The organism is Streptomyces sp. NBC_01142 (genome assembly GCF_026341125.1).
Taxonomy (GTDB): Bacteria; Actinomycetota; Actinomycetes; order Streptomycetales; family Streptomycetaceae; genus Streptomyces.
This window is the reverse complement of record NZ_JAPEOR010000002.1, coordinates 440,962-461,320: the sequence shown is the minus strand read 5'-3', so window position 1 is coordinate 461,320 and position 20,359 is coordinate 440,962. Positions and strand designations below refer to the sequence as shown.

Here is a 20,359-nt window from a genome sequence, read left to right as displayed (position 1 = left end):
GATGGCGGGCCGAGCGGCCGAACCGGAAGTGATCTGGGCGCGTCCCGAACGCACGGGCCGTGGCCCGAAACCGGCGTACACCCGGAGCGACATCGCGGCGGCGGCCGTGCGGATCGCCGATGCGGACGGCATCGAGGCGGTCTCCATGCGCAAGGTGGCCGGCGAGCTGGGCTGCGGCACCATGTCGCTCTACAACTACGTGCCGCGCAAGGAGGACCTGTACGAGCTGATGGTGGACGCGGTCAGCGGCGAGTACGAGTTCTCCGAGCCGTCAGGCGACTGGCGCGCGGACATGCTGGCGCTGGCCGGCCAGACCCGGGCGATCATGCACCGCCACCCCTGGCTGACCAGGCTCATGTCCGCGATATACGGCTTCAGCCCCAATGTCCTGCGCTACCTGGAGCACTGCCTCGGCTGCCTGCACGGTCTCGACGCACCGCCCGGCATCAAGATGGAGCTGATCGCGACGGTCAACGGCACGGTCATGACGTCCGTCGCCAACGAGCTGGCCATCGCCGAGCGCAGCCGCGGACTGCCCTGGTCCGCGGAGCGGGAGCAGGCCGTACGCGCCGCCTATCTCCATCGCGAGGTCGCGAGTGGCGCGTATCCCCGGCTGGCGGCCGTCCTCGGCGGGGGTGGCGACCCCCTCGACCCGGACGATGTATTTCTCCGCACACTGACCCGCGTTCTGGACTCCTTCGGCCCTCACAGCAGTGCGAACTGACCTTCCGGCCCCTCTTCGTGATGATCGAGTACGGAGGCGGGCCGACGGGCCGCGGCGGGCGGCGGCAGCACACCCGCCAGCTCGTCCCGGGTGATCTCCGCACCCGCTTTGAACTCCCGCTGCCGTTCCTGAAGTTCACTCGACAGAGCCAGTACGGTGATCAGCTCGAGCAGCTCGGAGGTCCACTCCTGCGGCCATGACGGGGGCCGGATCGCCTCGAGTGTGCCCGGCTCCGCCCCGGCGGTACGCCGCTCGAACCAGAGCTCCAGCACCCGCACCCCGCCGACCTGAAAGTCCCAGGCCCCGGCAGGTACGGGAGAGATGCGGCCGGCACCCAGGCGCAGCACCTCCCCTTCGGCGTCGTACCCGATCGCCTCCGGCCGGGCAGGAACGGCGGCCCGCACATAGGGCCTGCGTCCCCCCGGCAGTCTGGGCCGCTCGCCGCCATGGGCCCCGCGCAACTGGACCGCCATCATCCGCCGCCCCAGCTCCACGCCGGACTCCCACAGCTGCGGGTCGGCGGTGAGTGGTACCGCGCAGCCCGCGGGAGTGGCCTCGGCGACCGCGAGGATCCAGGCAACCACCTCACCGGCGCCGACCTCACGTCCGTACCGTGTGCTCAGCAGGGGGAGCAGCCCCGGGGCGAGATTGGGTTCGAGGCCGCCGGGGCGGCGGTGCAGCGGCCGGATCCGCCCGGGCCGTCCTGCGGGCGAGCGGCCGTCCGGCAGCAGCGCGGAGGCCACAACCGCAGGCCCCGCCGCCCCTGGCGCGTACGCCTGCTCGACAACAAACACCTGCCGGTCGTCCGCGACGCGCCACAACTCGGGCCGGGCGGCATCGATGAGCCGGTGGTCAGGTATGAGCCACTGCTCGTCGAACGCTCCGTGCAGCACCCGCACCGGAGTGGGGCAGCGCCCCTCCTCCCGTACGAATCTGCCGGTCCCGGTGGCCTGCCCGGGCAGTGCGGCGACAGCGCTGCGGGGCGTACGCGCCCGGGTGCACCCGAACAGCGCGTCCTGCTCCGGGCCCTCGGCCCGTACAACGGCGTCCCACCGCGCCTTGAGGGACGCGGCGTCCGGGGCCATCGCCCACCCTCGCCCCAGCCGCAACGGGGCCGTCCCCCACGGCATGAGCTCGTCCAGCATCGGCATGCCGAAATGCTATCGGCGGCCTCGCCCGCGGAGGCGGGCACCGGGAGGCTCACTCCGCGTCGACCGTGACCGAGAACGAGAACCTGTCCCCCCGGTACCGGATACGCGCCACGTCCACCACGCGTCCGCTCTCGTCGTACGTCACCCCCGTGTAATGCAGGATCGGGCTCAGCAGCGGCACCCGCAGCAGTTCCGCCGTCTGCGGGTCCGCCAGCCGCGCCTCCACCGTGTCCGTGATCCGGCTGATCCGTACCCCCAGCACGTCCCGCAGCACCTTGGTCATCGGCCAGCGCTCCAGGTCCGCCACGTCGAGCCCCGTCGCCAGCTCCGGGCGCACCGCGTTCTCCGCCCAGTTGGTGGGCTCGCTGCTGTCCACGTCCCAGCGCAGCCGCTTGTAGACCACGACCTCGGACTCGTCGGGGAAGAACTCCGCGAGCTCACCGGGCACCGGCTCGGGACCGTGGCCCAGGACGGTCGCCCGTTCCCCCGACTGCTGGGCCACGATCGCGTCGATCGAGCCCAGCAGCCGCCTCGGCGCGCTGCGTCGCGCCCCCGGTTCGATAAAGGTGCCGCGCCGCCGGTGCCTGCTGATCAGGCCCTCCTCCTCCAGCTCCTTGAGGGCCTGGCGCATGGTCAGCACGCTCACGCCGTAGTGCGCGGCGAGCTGCTCCTCGGTGGGCAGCCGCAGCGACGCCTCGGGCGCGCGGCCCAGTATCGAGGCGCGGAGCGACTGCGAGACCTGATACCACAGCGGCAGCTTGCGGTTCAGGACCAGCGAGTCGGGGGCAAAGGCGGTCACGGCGGATTCTCCGTACGTACTTACGACCGGAAGTGGCGCTGGAGACCTTGCCACACGTCGTCGTAGCCCCGCTGCAACTGGGTGGCTGTCGCCGCCTGCTCCGTCGCGGTCAGCGGCCACCGCGTCTCGAACATGAAGGCAAGCCCGTCGTCGATCTTCTGCGGCTTCAGCTCGGCCGCGCTCGCCCGGTCGAACGTCTCCCGGTCGGGCCCGTGTGCGGACATCATGTTGTGCAGCGACCCGCCCCCCGGAACGAAACCCTCCGCCTTGGCGTCGTACGCGCCCTCGATCAGCCCCATGTACTCGCTCATCACATTGCGGTGGAAGTACGGGGGCCGGAAGGTGTCCTCGCCGACCAGCCAGCGCGGTGCGAAGACCACGAAGTCGACGCCCGCCAGCCCCGGTGTGTCCGAGGGTGACGTCAGCACCGTGAAGATCGAGGGATCCGGGTGGTCGTAGCTGATGCTGCCGATGACATTGAAGCGGTGCAGGTCGTAGACGTACGGAACGTGGTTGCCGTGCCAGGCGACCACATCGAGCGGCGAGTGGTCGTAGGTCGCTGCCCAGAGGTTCCCGCAGAACTTGTTGACGACCTCCACCGGTCGCTCCACGTCCTCGTACGCGGCCACAGGGGCGAGGAAGTCGCGGGCGTTGGCGAGTCCGTTGGCGCCGATCGGGCCGAGATCGGGCAGCTGAAAGGGCTGTCCGTAGTTCTCGCAGACATAGCCGCGCGCACACTCGTCCAGCAGTTCGACCCGGAAGCGGACGCCGCGGGGGATCAGCGCGACCTCGCCGGGGCGGGCGGCGAGCAGCCCGAACTCGGTACGGAGCAACAGCCCGCCCCGCTCGGGGACGATCAGCAGCTCGCCGTCCGAGTCGCTGAAGACCCGCTCCGTCATGGAGGCGTTGGCGTGGTAGAGGTGCACGGCCATGCCGGTGCGCTGGGTCGCGTCGCCGTTTCCGCCGAGCGTCCACAGACCGGCCAGCCAGTCCGTACCGGGCTCGGGCTCGGGAAGCGGGTTCCAGCGGAGCCGGTTGGGGTCGGGCACGGACTCGGTGAAGGGCGCGCTGCGCAGCCGGCCGTTGTCCACGCGCCGGAACGGCGGATGCGCGGCCGAGGGGCGGATGCGGTACAGCCAGGAGCGGCGGTTGTGGGCGCGCGGTTCGGTGAAAGCGCTGCCGCTCAGCTGCTCCGCGTACAGCCCGAGCGGCGACCGCTGGGGTGAGTTCCGTCCGTGGGGCAGCGCTCCCGGCACGGCCTCCGAGCTGTGTTCATTGCCGAATCCGGGGGAGTGCCCCAGCCCTTCGGCCGTCTTCCGTGCCTGCTCGATGCCGCTCATCGTCCGCTCCCGGCTCTGAAGGATTCCTATGCATCACCGTAGGATTGCAGGACCGCCCCGTCAACGGGGGCAGGGCGGCATGATGGATCTCGTGTCCCACGCCCCTCTCCGCCGTACGCCCATGCAGCAGCGCAGCGCCGAAAGGCTCACCCGGATACTGGACGCCTGCGCCGAGCTCCTCGACGAGACCGGCTACGAGGAGCTCTCCACTCGTGCGGTGGCCGCCCGGGCCGGTGTTCCCATCGGCTCCGTCTACCGCTTCTTCGGCAACAAGCGTGCTCTCGTCGACGCCCTCGCTCACCGCAATCTGGACAGCTACACCACGCGCATCACCGGCCGCCTCGCCGCGCTCCCCGCGGGCGACTGGCGCGGCGTGCTCGATGTGGTGCTCGACGAGTACATGGCGATGAAGCGCACCGTGCCCGGTTTCGCGCTGATCGACTTCGGTACGCAGATTCCGGTCGGCACGCCCGCGGCCGCCCCGAACCACCAGGTCGCCGACCGTCTCGCGGAGCTGATCGCTGCCCATCTCGGGCGCAGCGCCGACGCGGAGCTGCGGCGCGCGGTGCTCGTCTCGGTCGAGGCCGCCGACGCGCTGCTGCAACTCGCCTTCCGGGAGCAGCCGTCCGGGGACGAGGAGATCCTCGCCGAGACCCGGGAGCTGCTGCGCGCGTATCTGGCCAGACTGCTGGACTGACGGGCTGATTTTCCTGAGGCGCCGGTTTCCCGGGGCGGCCGGCCCGTACCCGGCCCCTCCATCGCCGCAGGGGCGGGAAAGCCCGGCCCGTTGAGGGACCCTCCGGGTGGCCCCTCCCGACGGTCTCTCCGGGCGGCCCCTCCCGACGGTCCCTTCGGACGGCCCCCTCTGGCACGGTCCCTCCCGGCGAAGTCCGAGGCGTAGCCCCAGGAAAACGCCGCACCCCTCGCGCCCGTGCATACCGGTCGGTATGCTCGGCCGTGCTCGCGCGCCACCGCTGCCGCCGCCCCGGGGAGGGCCCATGTCCCGCTCAGCCGCCGCCCGTACCGCACCGACGGGCGGCACCCGACCCGCCGGCGAACCCGCCGCCTCGCCGTCGGCGACCCGCACCGCGCTGCGCATCTGCCCGCTCTGCGAAGCCACCTGCGGACTGACCCTCACCATCGAGGCCAGCCGCGTCACCCGCGTCCGCGGTGACCGTGACGATGTCTTCAGCCGGGGCTTCATCTGCCCCAAGGGCGCGTCCTTCGGTGAGCTCGACGCCGACCCCGACCGGCTGCGCACGCCCCTCATCCGGAAGGACGGCGAGCTGAAGGAGGCCGGCTGGGACGAGGCCTTCGACATGATCGCGGCCCGGATCCGGCCGCTGATCGAGGAGTACGGGCCGAACGCCGTGGGCGTCGTCCTCGGCAATCCGAACGTCCACACCATGGCCGGCGCGCTCTATCCGCCCGTACTGCTCACCCTGCTGCGCACCCGCAGTCTCTTCACCGCCAGCACCCTGGACCAGATGCCCAAGCATGTCTCCAGCGGGCTGTTGTTCGGCTCCGCCGCCGCCATCCCCGTCCCGGACCTGGACCGCACCGACCATCTTCTGCTCCTCGGCGCCAACCCCCTCGACTCCAACGGCAGCCTGTGCACCGCGGCCGACTTTCCCGGAAAGCTCAAGGCGCTGCGTCGGCGCGGCGGCACCCTGACCGTCGTCGACCCGCGCCGCACCCGCACCGCCCAGCTCGCCGACCGGCACATCCCCATCCGTCCCGGCACGGACGCCCTGCTGCTCGCGGCCCTCGCCCAGGTCCTCTTCGAGGAGAAGCTCACCCGCCTCGGCGCGCTCGAAGAGCATGTCGAGGGTGTGGCTGAACTCCGGGAGGCGGTACGGGAGTTCAGCCCCGAGGCTGTCGCCGCCGCCTGCGACATGGATGCGCAGGAGATCCGTACGATCGCCCGCGAACTCGCCGCCGCGCCCACCGCCGCCGTGTACGGACGCGTCGGCAGCAGCACCGTCGAGTACGGCACCCTCGCCAACTGGCTGGTGGACGTCCTCAATGTGCTCACCGGCAATCTCGACCGCCCCGGTGGCGCGCTCTTCCCGCTCGCCGCCACCGACCACGCGCCCCGCCCCGCCGCCCCCGGCAAGGGCTTCGCGCTCGGCCGCTGGGCCAGCAGGGTCAGCGGCCACCCCGAGGCCAAGAGTGAACTGCCCATGGCCGCGCTCGCCGAGGAGATCGACACACCTGGGGAGGGGAGGATCCGTGCGGTGATCTCGCTGGCCGCCAACCCCGTGCTCTCCGCACCCGACGGCGACCGGCTCGACCGCGCGCTGGACGGACTCGACTTCATGGTCAGCGTCGACCCGTATCTCAATGAGACCTCGCGCCACGCAGATGTGGTCCTGCCCCCGCCGCCGCCCTCCCAGAGCTCCCACTTCGACTTCGCCTTCAACAACTTCGCCGTACACAATCAGGCCCGCTACACGCCCGCGGCCGTCCCTCTGGAGGAGGGCAGGCTCGACGAGTGCGAGATCCAGGCCCGCCTGGTGCTCGCGGTGGGCGGGATGCACGGTGCGGAGCCCGGCGCCGTCGACGACATGGTCATCGAGAACTCACTCACCAGGGCGGTCGCCGACCCGCACTCCCCGGTCCACGGCCGGGACGTCAAGGCGCTCACCGCGCAGCTCACCGGCCGCACCGGACCGGAGCGGCGGCTCGACATGATGCTGCGCCTCGGCCCGTACGACCTGACCCTCCAGAAGCTGCTGGCGCACCCGCACGGCATCGACCTCGGCCCGCTCCAGCCGCGTATCCCGCAGATCCTCAGGACCCGAAGCGGACGGATCGAGCTGCTGCCCGGGCCGATCGCCGCCGATCTGCCCAGGCTCCGGCGCGCGCTGAAGGAGCGGCCCGGCTCCCTCGTCCTCGTCGGCCGCCGTCATCTGCGTTCCAACAACAGCTGGATGCACAACGTCCCGACACTCAACGGCGGCTCCAACCGCTGCACCCTTCAGGTCCACCCGGCCGACGCGGCGCGGCTGGGCCTCGAGGACGGCGCCCCCGCGCGCATCTCGGCGGAGGGCGGAGAGCTGGAGGTACCGGTGGAGATTACCGACGCGGTACGGACCGGAGTGGTGAGCCTGCCGCACGGCTGGGGGCACAGCCGGCCCGGCACCCGGATGTCGGTGGCGGCCGCCCGTCCCGGCGTCAACGTCAATCAGCTGCTCGACGGCTCACGGCTCGACCCGCTGTCCGGCACCGCTGTGCTCAACGGCTTCCCCGTCGAACTGACACCTCTGCGATGACCTGGGGTTTTGCTCGTATTGCTCACGCGTCAACATCTTGTTAACAGAGATTGGCGCGACCTAACGTCATCCGAACCGCCGCTCCGGTGGGAGTTCAAGGGTGAACGTTAGGTGTCCCACATGCTGACAATCCTCGGCTTCGCCATGATTGCGACCTTTCTGGTCCTGATCATGATGAAGAAGATGTCGCCGATCGCGGCGCTCGTCCTCATCCCCGCACTCTTCTGCGTGTTCGTCGGAAAGGGCGCGCACCTCGGGGAGTACGTCCTGGAAGGTGTGGGCACCCTCGCCCCCACCGCGGCGATGCTGATGTTCGCCATCGTCTACTTCGGCGTGATGATCGACGTCGGCCTCTTCGACCCGATCGTCCGGGGCATCCTGCGCTTCTGCAAGGCGGACCCGCTGCGCATCGTGATCGGTACGGCGGTGCTCGCCGCGATCGTCTCGCTGGACGGCGACGGCTCCACCACCTTCATGATCACCGTCTCGGCGATGTATCCGCTCTACAAGCGCCTCAAGATGAGCCTGGTCGTGATGACCGGTGTCGCCGCCACGGCGAACGGCGTGATGAACACGCTGCCCTGGGGCGGCCCCACCGCCCGCGCCGCGACCGCGCTGAAGGTCGACGCGGCCGACATCTTCGTCCCGATGATTCCGGCGCTCGGCGTCGGACTGCTCTTCGTCTTCGCGCTCGCCTATGTGCTGGGCCGCCGCGAGCGCAAGCGCCTCGGCGTGCTCACTCTCGACAAGGTGCTGGAGACCGAGCCCGAGACCGAGAGCGTGCTGGTCACGGCGGGCGGCGGCGAGGAGGGCCGTACGAGCACATCGGGAGGAGCCGGTGGCGCCGCCGGCCTTCCGGACAAGCCGGAGAAGGAGAAGAAGGAGGAGAAGGAGGAAGCGGAGGACGAGGGCTTCCAGGGCCTCGACCCCCACCGCGCCACCCTGCGCCCCAAGCTCTACTGGTTCAACGCCGGGCTCACCGTCGCCCTGCTCGCCGCGATGATCATGGAGATCCTCCCGATCCCGGTGCTCTTCCTGCTCGGTGCGGCCTTCGCCCTCACCGTCAACTTCCCGAAGATGGCCGATCAGAAGGCCCGGATCGGCGCCCACGCCGAGAACGTGCTCAACGTCTCCGGCATGGTCTTCGCCGCCGCAGTCTTCACCGGTGTTCTCACCGGCACCGGCATGGTCAAGCACATGGCCGACTGGCTCGTCGGCGCCATCCCCGAGGGCATGGGCCCGCACATGGCCATCGTCACCGGAGTGCTCAGCCTCCCGCTGACGTACTTCATGTCGAACGACGGCTTCTACTTCGGCGTTCTGCCGGTCCTCGCCGAGGCCGGCGCCGCCCACGGCGTCTCCCCGTTGGAGATCGCCCGCGCATCCCTGGTCGGCCAGGCCCTGCACATGTCGAGTCCGCTCGTCCCCGCCGTGTACGTCCTGGTCGGCATGGCCAAGGTGGAGTTCGGCGACCACACCAGGTTCACGGTCAAGTGGGCCGCGCTCACCTCGCTGGTGGTGCTCGGCGCCGGGATCCTCTTCGGCATCATCTGATGGTGCCCGCGGTGAAAGGGCCCGGGAGGGGCTGGCTGCTCCGCCTCGTCATCGCCTTCGCGTTCGCGCAGGGTGCGGTGTCGATGGCGCGGCCTGCCGTCTCCTACCGGGCCCTTTCCCTGGGCGCGGACGAGCGCGCGGTCGGTGTGATCGCGGGCGTGTACGCGCTTCTTCCCCTGTTCGCCGCCGTACCGCTGGGGCGCAGGACGGACCACGGGCGGTGTGCCCCCCTGCTGCCTGTGGGTGTCGTCCTGATCTCCGGCGGGTGTGCCCTCAGCGGTACGGCGGTCTCCCTCACGGCGATGGCGGCCTGGAGCGGAGTAATGGGCCTCGGTCATCTCTGCTTCGTCATCGGCGCCCAGTCGATCGTGGCCCGCCAGTCCGGGCCGGCCGAACAGGACCGCAACTTCGGCTACTTCACCATCGGCGCCTCACTCGGCCAGCTCGGGGGACCGGTCGCCGCCGGGTTCCTCGTCTCCGCACAGGACGGCGCGATGGCCCGGACGAGCGCACTCGCCCTGGTCGTCTCCGCGGCCGTCGCCGCCGTCTCCGTCACCTCGATCTGGCGCATCGAGCACCGTACGAGCGGCCCTGCTGCCCGCAACCAGCAGGCGAAGGTTCCCGTACACCGCATCCTGCGCACCCGCGGCGTACCCGCCGGGATCTTCATCAGCCTCGCCGTGCTCTCCGCAACCGACGTCCTCACGGCCTATCTCCCGGTGATCGGCGAACAGCGGGGCATCGCACCCGCCACCATCGGTCTGCTCCTGAGCCTGCGCGCGGCCGCCACCATCGCGTGCCGGCTGGTGATGACGCCGATGATCCGCCTGCTGGGCCGTACGGCGCTGATGACGGTGACTTGTCTGCTCGGCGGACTTCTGTGCGCGGGCCTCGCGCTGCCCGTGCCGGTCCGGGCGCTCGCCGTGATGCTCGCCGTCCTCGGCTTCTGTCTGGGCGTCGGGCAGCCGCTGTCGATGACGACGGTCGTCCAGGCCGCCCCGGCCGGGGCCCGCTCCACCGCCCTTGCCCTGCGGCTGACCGGCAACCGCCTAGGCCAGGTCGCCGCGCCCGCCTCCGCCGGACTGGTCGCGGGGGTTGCGGGCACGGCCGCACCGTTCGTGATGCTGGGCGCACTTCTGCTGGCCGCGGCCGGATCGGGCGCGCGGCAGGCACGTGACCCGGCGGGCGGGGGCGTTCGCCGCATTCCGGCCACCGGCCCACGACGCACCCCTGTGAAGGACAGCCCCGTAGCACAAGCCTGCCCCCAACCTTCGCGCGAGTCATTCCCTGACCGGGAGTAGTCGGCTAGTTTCAGGCGTCTCAGTCGCTCCCCCTCTTCCCCCGGCGGAACATATGAGTCGCGCCATTTCTCTGCGCAGTGTCAGCAAGAGGTACGAACGCACCAGTCGCGCCGTCGACCGCTTCTCGCTCGACATCGTGCCGGGGGAGTTCGTCGTGCTGCTCGGCCCCTCGGGCTGTGGCAAGTCGACCGTGCTGCGCATGATCGCCGGTCTGGAGGACATCACCGAGGGCGAGTTGCTGCTCGACGGCGAGTACGCCAACCACATCCCGCCCCGCGAGCGCTCCATGGCCATGGTGTTCCAGAACTTCGCGCTCTACCCGAACATGACCAACCGCGAGAACATCGGCTTTCCGCTCCGCGTGGAGAATCCGCGCCTGGACAGGGGCCCGCGGATCGAGGCGACCGCACGGATGCTCGGCATCGAGGACGTCCTGGACCGCTATCCCAGCCAGCTGTCCGGCGGTGAACGCCAGAGGGTCGCCATGGGCCGTGCGATCACCCGGCGGCCCTCCGTCTTCCTGATGGACGAGCCGCTGTCCAACCTCGACGCGAAGCTGCGCAGTCATCTGCGGGCCGAAATATCGCAACTCACAGCCGAGTTGGGGGTGACCACCGTGTACGTCACCCACGACCAGGCCGAGGCGATGTCGCTCGGCGACCGGGTCGCGGTGATGCGCGGGGGCGTACTTCAGCAGGTGAGCACGCCGCGCGACACCTACGCCCTGCCGGAGAATGTCTTCGTCGCCGCGTTCATCGGCACGCCCCGCATCAATCTGCTGCAGGCGGTGGTGTACGCGCCGCTGGACGGCAGGATGTCGATCGACCTCGGCAAGCAGCGGCTGCCGCTGCCCGAACCCCTCAGCCCCGACCATCAGTTGCTCCGTATCCAGCAGGGCCGGCAGATCATCGTCGGGCTGCGCTCCGAGGCCACGCGGATCGCCCCGCCCAGCCAGGCCCGCCCCGGCGAGGTCGCCCTGACCGGGCTCGTCGAGCACACGGAGTACCAGGGCCACGAGGCACTGGTGCACTTCAACACCGGCTCGCGGGCCGCCGTCGTCGCCGATCTGGAGTCGCCCCGGCCGCAGGCATCCGGTCGCGTACGCCGCCGCAGGAGCGCGGGCCCGAGCGTGCTGACCCGGCTGAAGGAGCGTGCGGCCGCGCATGTGCCGGCCCCGGTGGTGGTGCTCGACCAACCGGAGCCGCCGGTCGCGCCCGGGCGCCCGGCCGTCGCCGTGAGCGATCTGGTCGTGCGCACCGGCCCCGATGTGCGGCTGCGGACCGGAGCGCAGGTGCCGCTCCTCGTCGACCTTGCGCATCTGTACGTCTTCGACCAGCACGGGCGTCGTATCTGCCCGGCTCCGGCGGACCTGCCGGGGCTGGACGCCTGACGCCCGGCCCCTCCCGCCCTGTCGCGTACGCCTCGGTCTCTCCCACGTACGCCTGTCTCTCCCGCGCACGCCCCCGTTCCTCCCGCGGAGGCACCGCCCCCTCCGACGGGCTACGCCAACGCCGCCCCTCCCGCGTACCGCCGGCGCATCGTCCCACCGCCCAGGGAGCCTCTGGCGTCCAAAAACTAACACCGCTAGTTTGGGGTGCGGACGACTACGCGCAGGTTCTGGAGGAGTGCGATGAAGGCTCACGACGGGATGTACATCGGCGGTCAGTGGCGGCCCGCCGCAGGCCACGACACGATCGCGGTGGTGAATCCGACGGACGAGCAGGTCCTCGCCCATGTCCCGGCCGGCACGGCCGAGGACGTGGACGCCGCGGTGCGTGCCGCCCGCGCGGCGTTCCCGGCCTGGGCCGCCACCCCGCCCGCCGCACGCGCCGCGAAGATCGCCGCGCTGCGCGACGTCCTCGTGGCCCGTGCGGAGGAGATCGCGGAGACGGTGACCGCCGAGCTCGGCTCGCCGCTCGCGCTCTCCCGGACGGTGCACGCGGGCGTGCCCGTCCTGGTTGCCGGTTCGTACGCGGAGCTGGCTGCCTCGTACTCCTTCGAGGAGAAGATCGGCAACTCCACCGTGCTGCTGGAACCGGTCGGCGTGGTCGGCGCGATCACTCCCTGGAACTACCCGCTCCATCAGGTCGTCGCCAAGGTCGCGCCCGCCCTGGCGGCGGGCTGCACGGTCGTCCTCAAGCCCGCCGAGGACACCCCTCTCACCGCTCAGCTCTTCGCCGAGGCCACGCACGAGGCCGGTCTGCCGACCGGGGTGTTCAACCTGGTGACCGGACTCGGCCCGGTAGCGGGCCAGGCCCTTGCCGAGCACGAAGACGTCGATCTCGTCTCCTTCACCGGCTCCACCGCCGTCGGCAGGCAGATCGGTGCGACGGCGGGCGCCGCCGTCAAGCGGGTCGCCCTGGAACTCGGCGGCAAGTCCGCCAATGTCATCCTGCCGAGCGCCGACCTGGCCAAGGCCGTCAACGTCGGCATCGCCAACGTCATGTCCAACTCGGGCCAGACGTGCAGCGCGTGGACCCGGATGCTGGTCCACCGGGACCAGTACGACGAGGCGGTCGCACTCGCCGCCGCCGCGGTCGCCAAATACGTTCCGGGCGAGCGGGTCGGCCCGCTGGTCAATGCCAGGCAGCGGGACCGCGTCCGCGGTTATATCGACAAGGGCGTCGCCGAGGGCGCCCGTCTCGTCGCGGGCGGCTCCGACGCCCCGCACGAGAAGGGCTACTACGTCAGCCCCACCGTCTTCGCCGATGTCACTCCGGACATGGCCATCGCGCAGGAGGAGATCTTCGGCCCGGTCGTCTCCGTCCTCAGGTACGAGGACGAGGAGGACGCGCTCCGTATCGCCAACGGCACCGTGTACGGCCTCGCGGGCGCGGTGTGGGCCGGGGAGGAGGCGGAAGCCGTCGCCTTCGCCCGCCGGATGGACACCGGACAGGTCGACATCAACGGCGGCCGCTTCAACCCCCTTGCCCCGTTCGGCGGCTACAAGCAGTCGGGCGTCGGCCGCGAGCTCGGGCCGCACGGCCTCTCCGAGTACCTCCAGACCAAGTCCCTCCAGTTCTGAGCCGGGAGCCCCACGCATCATGGTCCGCGCCGCTGTCCTGCCTGCCGTCGGATCTCCGCTGGAGATCACCGACATCGAACTGCCCGAGCCGGGCCCCGGCCGGGTGAGGGTCCGCCTGGCCGCCGCCGGTGTCTGCCACTCCGATCTGTCCCTGTCCAACGGCACCATGCGGGTACCGGTGCCCGCCGTCCTCGGCCATGAGGGCGCCGGCACGGTCGTCTCGGTCGGCGAGGGCGTCACGCATGTCGCCCCCGGTGACGGGGTTGTCCTCAACTGGGCGCCATCCTGCGGAAGTTGCCACCACTGCGGGATCGGCGAGGTATGGCTGTGCGCCCACGCACTCGCGGGCGCGGCGAGCGTCCATGCCCGCAGTGCCGACGGCACCGAGCTGCACCCCGGCCTGAATGTCGCGGCTTTCGCCGAGGAGACCGTCGTCGCCGCGAACTGTGTCCTCCCGGTGCCGGACGGGGTGCCGCTCACCGACGCCGCCCTGCTCGGCTGCGCCGTCCTGACCGGGTACGGCGCCGTCCACCACTCCGCCCGCGTCCGCGAGGGCGAGTCCGTCGTGGTCTTCGGTGTCGGCGGGGTCGGCCTGGCCACCCTCCAGTCCGCGCGGATCGCGGGCGCGTCGACGATCATCGCTGTCGATGTCTCCCCGGAGAAGGAGGCTCTCGCACGCGGGGCCGGTGCCACCGAGTACGTCGTCGCCTCCGACACCACCGCCAAGGAGATCCGCAAGCTCACCGGCGGCCAGGGTGCGGACGTCGCCGTCGAATGTGTGGGCCGGGCTGCCACCATCCGTACCGCCTGGGACTCCACCCGCCGCGGCGGACGCACCACGGTCGTCGGCATCGGCGGCAAGGACCAGCAGGTCACCTTCAACGCCCTGGAGATCTTCCACTGGGGCCGTACGCTCTCCGGCTGCGTCTACGGCAACAGTGACCCGGCCCGCGACCTGCCCGTCCTCGCCGCCCACATCCGCGCCGGACGGCTCGATCTGAGCTCCATGGTCACCGAGCGGATCAGCCTCGACGCCATTCCCGCCGCCTTCGACAACATGATCGCGGGCAAGGGGGGCCGGGCCCTGGTGGTCTTCTAAGGGTGTCGTTCGGATCCTGTCGGGCTCGCGCCTGATCCAAACGGCACCGCCTGGCTCCCGTCTCCCCGCTGCTTCACCCCGGCCGCCATCCGCGGCCGGGGTGTCCGTGCTGTCCGTGCGGAGGTTACCGACCGGTAATTATCGGGCAAAAGTCCTGCTGTGCGACCCGTTGACCTACATACCCACCGGTCGGTACGGTCCGGCACACATCCCCAGTGCCACCCCCTCTCCGTCCCCGCACCCATATCGGAGTGTGCACAGCATGGACACCGCCGCCCAGCCCACCGGCACCCCCGCCCCCGCCTCCGCCCCTGTCCCCTCCGACCGGCACCGGCGCCGGGTGGCCACCTCGGCCGCCCTCGCCTCCGCCGTCGAGTGGTACGACTACTTCGTCTTCGGTATCGCAGCCGCACTCGTCCTCGGCGACCTGTACTTCCCCTCCGGCAGCTCCTCGGCCGGCGTGCTCGCCGCCTTCGCCACCTTCGCCGTCGGCTTCCTCGCCCGCCCCGTGGGCGGGATCATCGCGGGCCACTTCGGCGACAGGCACGGCCGCAAGCCGATGCTGGTGCTCGCGCTCACCCTGATGGGCCTCGCCACCACCGGAATCGGCCTCCTCCCGACGTACGAGACGATCGGCATCGCCGCTCCGGTGCTGCTCGTCCTGCTCCGCGTCCTGCAGGGCATCGCCGTCGGAGCCCAGTGGGGCGGCGCGATGCTGATGGCCACCGAGTACGCCCCCGAGGGCAAGCGCGGGCTCTACGGCAGCCTCGTCCAGCTCGGCGTCCCCATCGGCGTGGTGAGCGCCAACACGGTCTTCCTGATCGCCGGGGCCGTCACCAGCGACTCCACCTTCGCCGCCTGGGGCTGGCGGGTCCCGTTCTTCGTCGGCTTCCTCGTCCTCGGGCTGGCCTGGTACATCCACACCCGGGTCGAGGAGACCCCGGAGTTCCGCGAGGCCGAACGAACCCTGGCCGAGCAGGAGAAGAGCGAAACCCGCTCACCGCTGCGTACGATCCTGCGCAAGCACCTCGGCACGGTCTTCCTGGCCGGCGGCTCCTTCGCGGTCAACACCGCGACCTTCTACATCATCATCACCGGCGTGCTCGACTACGCGACCCGCGAACTCGACATGAAGCGCAGCGCCGTACTCACCGTCTCCCTCTGCGTCAGCCTCACCCAGCTGGTGCTGATACCCGCCGCTGCCGCACTCTCCGACCGCATCGGACGGCTGCGGATCTACGCGGCAGGCGCGGTCGGCCTGCTGGTCTGGGCTATCCCGATGTTCCTGCTGATCGACACCGGATCGCTGCTCTGGCTGGGCGTCGGCACCTTCGTCACCAGCTGTTTCCTCAGCATCATGTACGGGCCCCAGGCCGCGCTCTTCGCCGAGCTGTTCACCGCCGAGATGCGGTACACCGGCGCCTCGCTCGGCTACCAGATCGCGGCGGTCTTCGGCGGCGGCCTGGCGCCGTTCATGATGGTCCTGCTGCTGGAGGCGACCGGCACCTCGATGGCCGTGTCCGGCTACATCATCGGCCTCGCGGTGATCGCCCTCGTCTCGATCAAGATCCTGGCTTCACGGGCCGCTGCCGCGGCGACGGTCCCCGCTGCTGTCCCCGCCCCTGATCCGGCCCCTGCTGCTGATCACTGACCTCCGCCGCGCTCCCGGCCCCGGGCCCCTTCCGGGACCGGGAGCGCGACACCGCCACCCCTGCCAGGCAGAGCGCGCCACCGGCCAGCGTGAGCAGGCCCGGCACCTCGTCCAGCGCGAGCCAGGACATCAGTACCACCAGGGCCGGTACGGCGTACGTTGTCGCCCCCATCCGGCCGGCCGTCGTACGCGCCAGGGCGTACGCCCAGGTCGTGAACGCCAGCGCGGTCGGGAACACGCCCAGATAGACCATGTTGAGCGTGGCCGACATGGGGGCGCGCCCCGCCTGGTCGATGAGCTGCCCGGCGAACGGCAGACAGGCCACCGTCCCGACCAGACAGCCGAACGTCGTCACCTGCAGTGCGCTCGCATGCGCCAGGGCCGGCTTCTGGCCCACCACCCCTGCCGCGTATCCCACTGCCGCCAGCAGACACAGCAGTACCCCCAGCGTGGAGGCGCCGCCCCGGCCCGACATCGAGAGCCCCACGGTCACCGCGCCCGCGAACGACACCGCCATCCCGGCCAGCAGTCGCGGCGGCAGCGCCTCACCCAGCAGCCGCGCGCCGAGCAGGGCGATGAGAATCGGTCCGATGTTCACGACCATCGCGGCCGTACCCGCGTCGACCTGTTGCTCACCCCAGTTGAGGACCACCATGTAGACGCCGAACCAGAGCAGCCCGGAGACGGCGATGCCCGGCCAGGCGGCACGTGGCGGCAGCCCCTCGCGGCGTATCAGCAGGACACAGCCGAGAGCGAGGGACCCGGCGAGCAGCCGCCCGAGGGCGAGTGCTCCGGGGGAGTAGGCGTCACCGGCGCTGCGGATCGACACAAAGGCCGAGGCCCACAGCACGACGGTGACACCGGCGGCGGCCAGCGCGGGCCACTGCGAGCGACCGGCAGGGGGCGAGGAGTTCGTCATGTCGCGACCGTACGGCTCCGACACTTCGGCGCTCACCGCAATATCTCCGGATCGATCCCGAGCAGCTCGGCCAGCGCCCGCTCGCCGTCCGCGGTCACCTTCACCGCGCGCTCCGATCCGATCCGTACGCACCAGCCCGCGTCCAGCGCGTGGCGGCACAGCTCGGCTCCGGCGGTTCCGGCGAGATGGAGTTTGCGCTCGGTCCAGTCCAGGCATCCCCGTACCAGCGGCCGCTGTCCCTTCCGCTCCAGTGGGAGCCCCAACTCCCCGAACCAGTCCACCCCTTGAACGGTCAGAGCGAATCCGGTGTCCTGGCGCAGCAGCCCCCGTGCGGTCATGGCCCCGGTGATCGCGATGCCCAGCCGCCCGGCGAGATGGTCGTAGCAGGTGCGCCCGCGCGCCATGGCGCTGCGTGCACTGGCCGCCCGCAGGTTCTGCGGCGGCCGGCCGGCTTCCTGCGCGGCGTGCGAGGCGAGCTCTTCGACGAGATGCGCGACGCGCTCGTCGGCGAGGCGTACGTAGCGGTGCCTGCCCTGTCGCTCCTCGGCGAGCAGCCCGCCCGCGACGAGCTTTCCCAGATGCTCGCTCGCGGTCGACGGCGCGACGTGCGCATGCCGGGCGAGCTCGCCCGCGGTCCAGGCGCGTCCGTCGAGCAGGGCGAGACAGAACGAGGCGCGGGTGTCGTCGGCGAGGAGCGCGGCGAGCGCGGCAACATCTCTGGCTGACATGCATCCAGGATGCCGCACTCACTGTTCGGTGACGGCCGAAGCGTCCCGTCGCATTTCGTCTCGCCACACGTCGTCGAGCCGGCAGACGTACCCGGATTCCGGGGCGACGGGCCCCACCGGCTTCAGGCCCTCCACACAGCGGGGGTCGTCACGCGCGCGCCATCGCCTCGTACTGGACGGCCAGACCGTCGATGAGCGCCCGCAGGCCGGTCTCGAAAGCGCCCTCGTCCACCTGCTGCTGCCGGTCGGCGAGCAGATGGGCCTGGCCGAGGTGCGGATAGTCGGCCGGGTCGTACGCCGTCTCGTCGTCGACGAAACCGCGGGCGAAGGACCCGAGAGCCGAGCCGGTGACGAAGTACCGCATCAGGGCGCCGATATAGGTGGCCTGGGCCGGTGGCCAGCCCGCGCGGACCATCGCGCCGAAGACGGCGTCGGCCACCTTGAGGCCCGCCGGGCGACGGCCGGGGCCTGTGGCGAGTACGGGGACGGTGTTGGGGTGGGCAGTCAGGGCGGCGCGGTAGGAAACGGCCCAGTCGTGCAGCGCGGTGCGCCAGTCGCGACCGTCGTTCTCCTCGAACATCGACAGATCGACCTGGGCGCTGACCGCGTCGGCGACGGCTTCGAGGATCTCGTCCTTGTTGCGGAAGTGGTTGTAGAGGGAAGGTCCGCTGACGCCGAGCTCGGCGGCGAGGCGCCGGGTGGAGACGGCGTCCAGCCCCTCCGCGTCCACGAGTGCGCTCGCCGTTTCGACGATGCGTTCTCTGCTGAGGAGGGGCTTGCGCGGTCGGGCCATGCGGCACATAGTAGGGCCTGCCAGCAGGAAACTAGCAGTGTTAGTTAAAGGTGGGGTGCCGCGGTGAACCTGGAGCTCAGCGAGGAGCAGTCAGCCGTCCGGCAGCTGGCCAAGGACTTCGTCGACCGCGAGATCGCCCCGCATGCCGTCGAGTGGGACCGTACCGAGAACGTCGACAAGTCGATCGTCAAGAAGCTGGGCGCGCTCGGCTTTCTCGGGCTCACCGTCGACGAGGAGTACGGCGGCTCGGGCGGTGACCACCTCGCGTACTGCCTGGTCACCGAAGAGCTCGGGCGCGGTGACTCCTCGGTTCGCGGCATCGTCTCCGTCTCCCTCGGCCTGGTCACCAAGACCATCGCCGCCTGGGGCGACGAGGAGCAGAAGCGCCGGTGGCTGCCTCGGCTCACCGCGGGCGAGGCGATCGGCTGCTTCGGGCTCACCGAGCCGGGCACCGGCTCCGACGCCGGAAATCTGACGACCAGGGCCGCGCGTGACGGCGATTCGTATGTCATCAACGGCTCCAAGATGTTCATCACCAACGGCACCTGGGCCGATGTCGTTCTCCTCTTCGCCCGTACCAACGACACCCCCGGGTACAAGGGCGTCTCCGCCTTCCTGGTCCCCGCCAGTACCCCCGGGCTGACCCGCCGCACCATTCACGGCAAGCTCGGCCTGCGCGGTCAGGCCACCGCCGAGCTGGTCCTCGAGGATGTCCGCGTCCCCGCCTCCGCGCTGCTGGGCCCCGAGGGCAAGGGCTTCTCGATCGCGATGTCCGCGCTCGCCAAGGGGCGGATGTCGGTCGCGGCGGGTTGCGTGGGTATTGCGCAGGCCGCCCTCGACGCGGCAGTCGGCTACGCGGGCGAGCGTGAACAGTTCGGCAGGTCCATCGCCTCCTACCAGCTGGTCCAGGAACTGATCAGCGACATCTCCGTGGACGTGGAGGCGGCCCGGATGCTCACCTGGCGGGTCGCCGATCTCGTCGACCGCGGCAAGGAGTTCGCCACCGCCGCCTCTCAGGCCAAACTCTTCGCCTCCGAGGCCGCCGTACGCGCAGCCGGCAACGCCCTTCAGGTCTTCGGCGGTTACGGCTACATCGACGAGTATCCGGTCGGCAAACTGCTGCGCGACGCCCGGGTGATGACCCTCTACGAAGGCACCAGCCAGATCCAGAAGCTGATCATCGGCCGCGCCCTGACCGGAGTGTCCGCCTTCTGAGTGCGCGGGGCCGGGCCCGGCCGGAGAGGATGCGCGCCGCCGCGACCCCTCCACATGGCTCAAAGGCTCTAAGCGCTTGCTCACCGTCGGGGTATGGTGTGCGTCCTGATGAATGGAAGGGGCGAGCCCGAGTGATGAGTACGGCGGAGGAGACGGCCGGCGAGGACATGGCATGGGGCGAGGTCACGCCCGAAGCCGCCAGGAAGCTGCTCGTCGCCGCAGTCGAGGCCTTTGCCGAGCGCGGCTATCACGCGACCACGACCCGCGACATCGCAGGCCGTGCCGGGATGAGCCCGGCCGCGCTCTACATCCACTACAAGACCAAGGAAGAGCTGCTCCACCGGATCAGCCGGATCGGGCACGACAAGGCCCTGGAGATCCTGACGGCGGCGGCCGCGACCGAGGGCACGCCCGCCGAGCGGCTCGCCGAAGCCGTCAGCTCCTTCGTCCGCTGGCACGCAGGGCGGCACACCACCGCTCGTGTGGTCCAGTACGAACTGGACGCGCTCTCGCCCGACCACCGCACCGAGATCATGGAACTGCGCCGCAGCAGCGATGCCGTGGTGCGCCGCATCCTGACCGAGGGAGTGGAGGCGGGGGAGTTCGACGTACCGGACGTGCCCGGCACCACCGTCGCCGTGCTCTCGCTCTGCATCGATGTGGCGCGCTGGTTCAGCACGCAGGGGCGCAGGACGCCCGACGAGGTCGGCGCGCTCTACGCCGACCTCGTCCTGCGGATGGTCTCCGACCCGAAGCAGTCCGTCCGCTGACGTAGTCCGTCCGCT

At 70.8% G+C, this 20,359-nt stretch carries 17 protein-coding genes; 11 read left to right on the top strand and 6 right to left on the bottom strand.

Features of this window, described 5'->3' with window-relative positions; genetic code table 11:
• Position 1 precedes the first annotated feature (1 nt).
• The gene (locus OG883_RS19510) at positions 2 to 724 is read left to right on the top strand and encodes a TetR/AcrR family transcriptional regulator (protein ID WP_266542639.1); all 723 of its coding nucleotides are present in this window, start codon (positions 2 to 4) and stop codon (positions 722 to 724) included.
• Here the strand turns inward: OG883_RS19510 and OG883_RS19505 are convergent.
• The 3 genes from OG883_RS19505 to hmgA are packed head-to-tail and all read right to left on the bottom strand — an operon-like array spanning position 706 to position 4,014.
• Positions 706 to 1,875, bottom strand: coding sequence for a type ISP restriction/modification enzyme (locus tag OG883_RS19505; protein ID WP_266542637.1), 1,170 nt, complete (start codon positions 1,873 to 1,875; stop codon positions 706 to 708). The genes OG883_RS19510 and OG883_RS19505 overlap by 19 nt on opposite strands.
• A 49-nt stretch (positions 1,876 to 1,924) precedes the next feature.
• Complete coding sequence (locus OG883_RS19500) at positions 1,925 to 2,674, bottom strand: GntR family transcriptional regulator (protein WP_266542635.1); 750 nt, start codon at positions 2,672 to 2,674, stop codon at positions 1,925 to 1,927.
• Between the two features lie 20 nt (positions 2,675 to 2,694).
• Entirely contained in the window at positions 2,695 to 4,014 is a 1,320-nt protein-coding gene (gene hmgA / locus OG883_RS19495) for a homogentisate 1,2-dioxygenase (protein WP_266542633.1), read from the bottom strand.
• 82 nt (positions 4,015 to 4,096) lie between these two features.
• Between hmgA and OG883_RS19490 the strand changes: the two genes are divergently transcribed.
• The 8 genes from OG883_RS19490 (at position 4,097) to OG883_RS19455 (ending at position 15,919) form a co-directional block, all read left to right on the top strand.
• Positions 4,097 to 4,711 carry a TetR/AcrR family transcriptional regulator gene (locus OG883_RS19490; protein WP_266549208.1) on the top strand — a complete coding sequence of 205 codons (615 nt, stop codon included), beginning with the start codon at positions 4,097 to 4,099 and terminating at the stop codon, positions 4,709 to 4,711.
• A gap of 301 nt (positions 4,712 to 5,012) precedes the next feature.
• Positions 5,013 to 7,289: a molybdopterin oxidoreductase family protein gene (locus OG883_RS19485; RefSeq protein ID WP_266542631.1), complete on the top strand. Its 2,277-nt coding sequence runs from the start codon at positions 5,013 to 5,015 to the stop codon at positions 7,287 to 7,289.
• Positions 7,290 to 7,409: 120 nt separating this feature from the next.
• Positions 7,410 to 8,843, top strand: a complete 1,434-nt coding sequence (locus OG883_RS19480; protein ID WP_266542629.1) for a CitMHS family transporter — start codon at positions 7,410 to 7,412, stop codon at positions 8,841 to 8,843.
• The gene (locus OG883_RS19475; protein WP_266542627.1) at positions 8,843 to 10,144 is read left to right on the top strand and encodes an MFS transporter; all 1,302 of its coding nucleotides are present in this window, start codon (positions 8,843 to 8,845) and stop codon (positions 10,142 to 10,144) included. Before OG883_RS19480 ends, OG883_RS19475 begins: the two co-directional genes overlap by 1 nt.
• 52 nt (positions 10,145 to 10,196) lie before the next feature.
• Positions 10,197 to 11,534, top strand: a complete 1,338-nt coding sequence (locus OG883_RS19470) for an ABC transporter ATP-binding protein (protein WP_266542626.1) — start codon at positions 10,197 to 10,199, stop codon at positions 11,532 to 11,534.
• A gap of 240 nt (positions 11,535 to 11,774) precedes the next feature.
• Entirely contained in the window at positions 11,775 to 13,169 is a 1,395-nt protein-coding gene (locus tag OG883_RS19465; RefSeq protein WP_266542624.1) for an aldehyde dehydrogenase family protein, read from the top strand.
• Positions 13,170 to 13,188: 19 nt separating this feature from the next.
• Positions 13,189 to 14,268 (top strand): Zn-dependent alcohol dehydrogenase, encoded by a 1,080-nt coding sequence (locus OG883_RS19460; protein ID WP_266542622.1) that lies wholly within the window; start codon positions 13,189 to 13,191, stop codon positions 14,266 to 14,268.
• Between the two features lie 262 nt (positions 14,269 to 14,530).
• Entirely contained in the window at positions 14,531 to 15,919 is a 1,389-nt protein-coding gene (locus tag OG883_RS19455; RefSeq protein WP_266542621.1) for an MFS transporter, read from the top strand.
• On the opposite strand, the gene OG883_RS19450 is transcribed toward OG883_RS19455, so the two are convergent.
• From OG883_RS19450 to OG883_RS19440, 3 genes are all read right to left on the bottom strand, one after another.
• On the bottom strand, positions 15,831 to 16,838 hold the full coding sequence (locus OG883_RS19450; RefSeq protein WP_266542619.1) for a DMT family transporter: 1,008 nt from the start codon (positions 16,836 to 16,838) through the stop codon (positions 15,831 to 15,833). The genes OG883_RS19455 and OG883_RS19450 overlap by 89 nt on opposite strands.
• A gap of 32 nt (positions 16,839 to 16,870) precedes the next feature.
• Positions 16,871 to 17,566: a helix-turn-helix transcriptional regulator gene (locus tag OG883_RS19445; RefSeq protein WP_266542617.1), complete on the bottom strand. Its 696-nt coding sequence runs from the start codon at positions 17,564 to 17,566 to the stop codon at positions 16,871 to 16,873.
• A 148-nt stretch (positions 17,567 to 17,714) separates the two neighbouring features.
• Positions 17,715 to 18,359: a TetR/AcrR family transcriptional regulator gene (locus OG883_RS19440; protein ID WP_266542615.1), complete on the bottom strand. Its 645-nt coding sequence runs from the start codon at positions 18,357 to 18,359 to the stop codon at positions 17,715 to 17,717.
• Between the two features lie 63 nt (positions 18,360 to 18,422).
• Here OG883_RS19440 and OG883_RS19435 point away from each other — a divergent pair, with 63 nt between their 5' ends.
• Both OG883_RS19435 and OG883_RS19430 read left to right on the top strand, forming a co-directional pair.
• Complete coding sequence (locus tag OG883_RS19435; protein WP_266542613.1) at positions 18,423 to 19,574, top strand: acyl-CoA dehydrogenase family protein; 1,152 nt, start codon at positions 18,423 to 18,425, stop codon at positions 19,572 to 19,574.
• A gap of 134 nt (positions 19,575 to 19,708) precedes the next feature.
• Entirely contained in the window at positions 19,709 to 20,344 is a 636-nt protein-coding gene (locus tag OG883_RS19430) for a TetR/AcrR family transcriptional regulator (protein ID WP_266542611.1), read from the top strand.
• Positions 20,345 to 20,359: the final 15 nt, after the last annotated feature.

Coding starts and splice junctions, on each gene's coding strand:
- OG883_RS19485 (WP_266542631.1), top strand. CDS start 5,013: ATGTCCCGCTCAGCCGCCGCCCGTACCGCACCGACGGGCGGCACCCGA.
- OG883_RS19430 (WP_266542611.1), top strand. CDS start 19,709: ATGAGTACGGCGGAGGAGACGGCCGGCGAGGACATGGCATGGGGCGAG.
- OG883_RS19465 (WP_266542624.1), top strand. CDS start 11,775: ATGAAGGCTCACGACGGGATGTACATCGGCGGTCAGTGGCGGCCCGCC.
- OG883_RS19475 (WP_266542627.1), top strand. CDS start 8,843: ATGGTGCCCGCGGTGAAAGGGCCCGGGAGGGGCTGGCTGCTCCGCCTC.
- OG883_RS19460 (WP_266542622.1), top strand. CDS start 13,189: ATGGTCCGCGCCGCTGTCCTGCCTGCCGTCGGATCTCCGCTGGAGATC.
- OG883_RS19490 (WP_266549208.1), top strand. CDS start 4,097: ATGGATCTCGTGTCCCACGCCCCTCTCCGCCGTACGCCCATGCAGCAG.
- OG883_RS19445 (WP_266542617.1), bottom strand. CDS start 17,566: ATGTCAGCCAGAGATGTTGCCGCGCTCGCCGCGCTCCTCGCCGACGAC.
- OG883_RS19505 (WP_266542637.1), bottom strand. CDS start 1,875: ATGCCGATGCTGGACGAGCTCATGCCGTGGGGGACGGCCCCGTTGCGG.
- OG883_RS19480 (WP_266542629.1), top strand. CDS start 7,410: ATGCTGACAATCCTCGGCTTCGCCATGATTGCGACCTTTCTGGTCCTG.
- hmgA (WP_266542633.1), bottom strand. CDS start 4,014: ATGAGCGGCATCGAGCAGGCACGGAAGACGGCCGAAGGGCTGGGGCAC.
- OG883_RS19440 (WP_266542615.1), bottom strand. CDS start 18,359: ATGGCCCGACCGCGCAAGCCCCTCCTCAGCAGAGAACGCATCGTCGAA.
- OG883_RS19450 (WP_266542619.1), bottom strand. CDS start 16,838: ATGACGAACTCCTCGCCCCCTGCCGGTCGCTCGCAGTGGCCCGCGCTG.
- OG883_RS19510 (WP_266542639.1), top strand. CDS start 2: ATGGCGGGCCGAGCGGCCGAACCGGAAGTGATCTGGGCGCGTCCCGAA.
- OG883_RS19455 (WP_266542621.1), top strand. CDS start 14,531: ATGGACACCGCCGCCCAGCCCACCGGCACCCCCGCCCCCGCCTCCGCC.
- OG883_RS19470 (WP_266542626.1), top strand. CDS start 10,197: ATGAGTCGCGCCATTTCTCTGCGCAGTGTCAGCAAGAGGTACGAACGC.